This is a genomic window from Wolbachia endosymbiont of Atemnus politus (assembly GCF_013309895.1).
In genome coordinates, this window is record NZ_JAAXCS010000100.1 from 1 (window position 1) to 4,523 (window position 4,523).

Sequence of the window (4,523 nt, forward strand, 5' to 3'; positions counted from 1 at the left end):
TTCCTTCTTTTATATAATATTCCATTTGGTAGTTTCTCCACTTTTATGTTTATTTGGTTAAACTACCACTTTTTTTCTTCCCTCCATTATTTTTTGTCCACAGAGCCTAGGCGTACCAACCTGTACTAGCTGTTGACGCTACCAATGCAAGTCTAACTTCAAACTGTTCGTTCTGTACCCATATGTGTACTAACTTTACAACCTTCTACCGCTGTTTTAGCCTCCTTGATATCCTTTGATTCTTTATCGTGCTTCATTTGAAAAGCAAAACCACCAGCAAAACATACAAGAGAATTGACGCCAAGGATAGCTAAACCCCACACTGGTAAGACTGGGTAAAACACGCAAGCTATCAAAGCTGTTAAAGAAATAGCGCTAATCGCAAATTCTATATTCCTGAAAGTTTTAAGTTTATTATCTAGATAATCTATCTTTTCTGATTCTCTAGCCTTCTTTCTGCTACTATGATAAAAATAGCACATAGCTCCATGGAAAGCAACACACACAACTGCAACTACTACACCTAAAGCTAATAACTTTCTACTGTCTTCTGAGTCTTTTTTCTTATCTTCTCTGCTTTGAGTGGTATTACCATAGTTATTTATAACTGTAGTGTGACCACGTCCACCGAATAAAGAATCGATACAACATTGTAATAGTAAATAATCCCAAAAGTCTAAACCTTTATTGTGTACATATACGTGTGTAACCTGAGGGCCTGTAGGTTGCCTGTTACTCCTCTCGTTGTATTCATTTCTTCCACTTCCTATATTTTGCCCATTGTTTAGATTTTGGCTCTCAATAGATCTTTTATACAGGTCTTCAAAATTTTCTTTGCTCCAATCTGTGGTGTTTTGCGTATTACAAAACTGTAAAAATTCTTTAACGTTACTGTTACCACCAGATTTTTTTATATAAGCTAACGCATACCTTTTTAAAACACCATCACCCACTGTCATAAATACCCCTAAATTAAAACTAAATTAATAAATATTTATTATAGTCAAATAATATCTTCTTGTCAACTTGAGCCTGACTTAATACCCAGTCAATATCCTCTCCACCAGCTCTTTTACTGTTGGTACGTAGCCATTCTCATAAAACGGGTCTTGCTTAAATTTATACACATTGTGTCCAGAAAACATGAGTTCATTTTCAATATCCCCACCATGCGCAATATTTTGCAGTGTCTTTTGTATACAGAAACTTCGTGGGTCTGGCTTTCGTCCTGTTGAATGGTCGCCATGATCTTTCCAATTGCTAAACAAACAATGGCTCAGGCATCCCATACAATTGATTTGATCTTGTCTTATCTCCGCAAATTTGCCTGGTGTTACAAAAATAATAGTCGTATCTGGAGTTTTCATTACCTCTGTATACCCTGCTTTAGTCCATGTATTTGCCAGTTCTTTATCTTTTGCAGTAAGGTAAATTTTTCTGCCTCTGGCACCAATTGCAAACTCATTATTGAATTCTCCATTGGCACTTTCTGAAAATTTTATTTGACGTGAGTTCCGCTCCTGCAGCTCACGTATGAAGTTATTTCTTACCGCAGATGAGTAAAATCCTGTTGGACTAAACTTATTTAAAAATACGTCGCCTTCTTCTAAAGTGAATAGCTTCTTTTTCCACTCTGCAGAAATTGGGCTTTCTTTTGTTAAAAGTGGACGGGTGCCAAATTGAAAAGCTATTGGTCCGATTTGCGGATTGTCAAACCAATGCTCCCAATCTTTTAAATGCCACGCTCCTCCTGCCATAACAATTGGTGTTTCAGAAAGACCGACCTCATTCATGAAAGATCTGAGTTCTGCAACTCTCTCAAATGGAGCTTGTGGTAATTCCGGATCCTCACTATTACTCAAGCCGTTGTACTGAAGCCATGGATCCTCATATACTACTCCACCAAGTAAATAGGAAGATATTTTTTGGTAAGCACGCTTCCATAACGCTTTAAAAGCGCGCACTGATGAAATAATAGGGTAATAATAGACCTGATATTTTGCTGCAATCTCTCCAAGCCTGTAAGGCATACCAGCGCCGCAGGTAATACCGTGAACTAAGCCTTTTGCTTTTTCTAATATGCCATGAAGCACGCGTTCTGCGGCTCCCATCTCCCAAAGCACATTCATATGTATCCTTCCACGGCCTTTTGATATTTCATTCGCTATTTTTGTCTGACTAATCCCAGCCTCAATACTATATCCAATCAATTCCTCATGTTTTTCATTTCTTGTTTTGCCTTTGTAAATCAGTGGCACTAACTCGCCGTTATCATCAATAAGCTTAGCATTTGCACCAGAAAATGTACCTACAGCATCTGCTGCAGCAAATGCTCCGCTTGATCTTCCGTCGCTGATCGCAATGCCTTTGCCGCCCTCAATGATTGGCCATACTTCCTTTCCTGAAATTACTATTTTTTTTATCTTATTTTTCAAAACTTCCTCATAATCTTTTATTCTATTTTACTTAACTTACTCTATTTTACTTAATTACTAAAAAAATAATAGCTGTTTATTTTCTCTTAGGCCTTCGCACAGCCAAATTGGGGTTTTAAGTAGACATAGCAGCTACTTTAAATATAGTCTCAAAAGAAACTAATGTATTTTTGCTATATGATTATAGGTTTAACAGGTGGAATTGGAGTAGGAAAGAGCTTTGTAGCCAATTGCTTTAAAGAGTTTGGTGCTGCTGTGTTTGATGCTGATTCTGTTGTACACCAACTTTATAAAGTGGATAAAAGCATAATAAGTTATGCGGAGGAAAATTTTCCTGGAGCGGTAGTAAATGGCGAAATAGACAAGGCAGTATTGTCTGAATATTTCCTAGCCTATGATGAAAATTGGAAGCGATTCCAATCTTTAGTTCATTCCGCTGTGCGAAATGAACTAGAATTTTTTATTGCCCAGGAGAAAAATACCGATAGAAATCTTTTAATTTTAGACATTCCACTCTTGCTGGAAACGAGATTTCGTTTATATTGCGACCTTATCATTTTCGTCTATGCAGACAGCATTGTACAAGGTCAAAGACTCAATGAGCGTAACATAGATAAAGAAAAACTGGATTTAATTTCCAACATTCAGTTACCTATTAATGAAAAAAGGAAGATGAGCGACTTTATTATCGATACCAGTACAAGCAAAGAATATGTTTTTTCTCAAGTAAAAAATATAGTGGATTCGTTAGATCTCAGCAGTTAATTCACAGTCTGCCTACACCAAATTGCTCTGAATTTTAGTTGTGTTGTTTACGGATTTCACTACTGAAATTTCAAACCTTGAGCTTGCGTTTAAAAATGATTCGACTGACCTGCCAAAAAAATCATACCTCCACCCCTTGAATAACTTATCTTTCTGCCCAGATATTGACCCAGCTAACTCATCTTTTGACGAAACTAATTTTCTTGATATGTTATTTTCCTTACATTCACTCTCTAAAATAATTGAGAGTATATCGAATACAGATCTATCATAACTGTTTGATGGTTGCTGCGTAAAATCTTTCTCATTTTCATTGAAAATATCTATAAACTCTAATAAATCTTCCTCTTTTATATTTTTTGTATTCCTCTTGAGATCGTCTAAGATTTCATCAACATGCTCCACGTTTTTTTCAATAAAACCAGCTATTACAGCATTATTAATTATTTTATTACGATTTATATTATAGCGCTGTGCTAAGGTTTCTTGCCACTCACTGACTGCTTTAACAGTTAGTATTAATTTTGGATTTGCTTCATAATTAAATTTAATTCTCTTCCATGCATCTTTTGGACTGTGTAAATACCTATTTATATCAACTATCGATTCCATCTCTTCTTGAAACCACTCCATTCTATTATTTTCTTCAAGTTTATTGTGCAATATTTGGTGTAGATCATATAGGTATACTACATCGCTTATCGCATAATCTAACTGATCCTCAGATAACGGGCGTTCTAACCAATCTGAATTTTTAGCTTTAATTTTATCCAGCGCTATTCCTTGATATTGCTCTACTACTTTTGAATAACCGATAAAGTCGTGGTAGTAATGGCAAAACATAGCAGCAACTTGGGTATCAAAAATGGGAGTGGGAATACATCTGAATACAGTGAATAAGGACTCTATATCCTGCCGACAGCTATGAAACACTTTAATTATCTCTCGGGTTAACATTATCTTTCTAATGAGTGATAAATCAATTTCTGGTGCTAATGCGTCTACAACAAAACTCTTATTTCCGTAAGAAATTTGAATTAGCGATAATTTGGGATAATAGGCTAAGTTATTCCTAATGAACTCCGTGTCAACAGCTATAAATTTTGGCTTTTTCGCTATCAGCTCCTCGCATACGCCCTCCAGGTCTAACGTTGTACTAATCAGCATATATTTTTCATTTAATAATGCTATTTTACCACTTAAATTGAATTTTTGCAATTAATGACCTCTGGCAGAACTTTCTATCCTTGTAAGGGTCAACATGCGGAACATTGTCCATCAGTAGGCAAGTAGCTAACGGGCATAAAAACCCCTTGACAACCC

General features: G+C 36.0%; 4 protein-coding genes. 1 reads left to right on the top strand and 3 read right to left on the bottom strand.

Annotated features, from left to right (window positions below):
- Window positions 1-158 precede the first annotated feature (158 nt).
- Entirely contained in the window at window positions 159-959 is an 801-nt protein-coding gene (locus HET73_RS06020) for a hypothetical protein (RefSeq protein WP_174133226.1), read from the bottom strand.
- A gap of 78 nt (window positions 960-1,037) precedes the next feature.
- Window positions 1,038-2,435, bottom strand: coding sequence for an NAD(P)H-dependent flavin oxidoreductase (locus HET73_RS06025; protein ID WP_174133225.1), 1,398 nt, complete (start codon window positions 2,433-2,435; stop codon window positions 1,038-1,040).
- A 177-nt stretch (window positions 2,436-2,612) separates the two neighbouring features.
- Here HET73_RS06025 and coaE point away from each other — a divergent pair, with 177 nt between their 5' ends.
- Entirely contained in the window at window positions 2,613-3,200 is a 588-nt protein-coding gene (gene coaE, locus HET73_RS06030) for a dephospho-CoA kinase (RefSeq protein ID WP_174133224.1), read from the top strand.
- Window positions 3,201-3,212: 12 nt separating this feature from the next.
- Here coaE and HET73_RS06035 read toward each other — a convergent pair whose 3' ends face one another.
- Window positions 3,213-4,367 (bottom strand): ribonuclease D, encoded by a 1,155-nt coding sequence (locus tag HET73_RS06035; protein ID WP_174133227.1) that lies wholly within the window; start codon window positions 4,365-4,367, stop codon window positions 3,213-3,215.
- Between the last annotated feature and the right edge of the window lie 156 nt (window positions 4,368-4,523).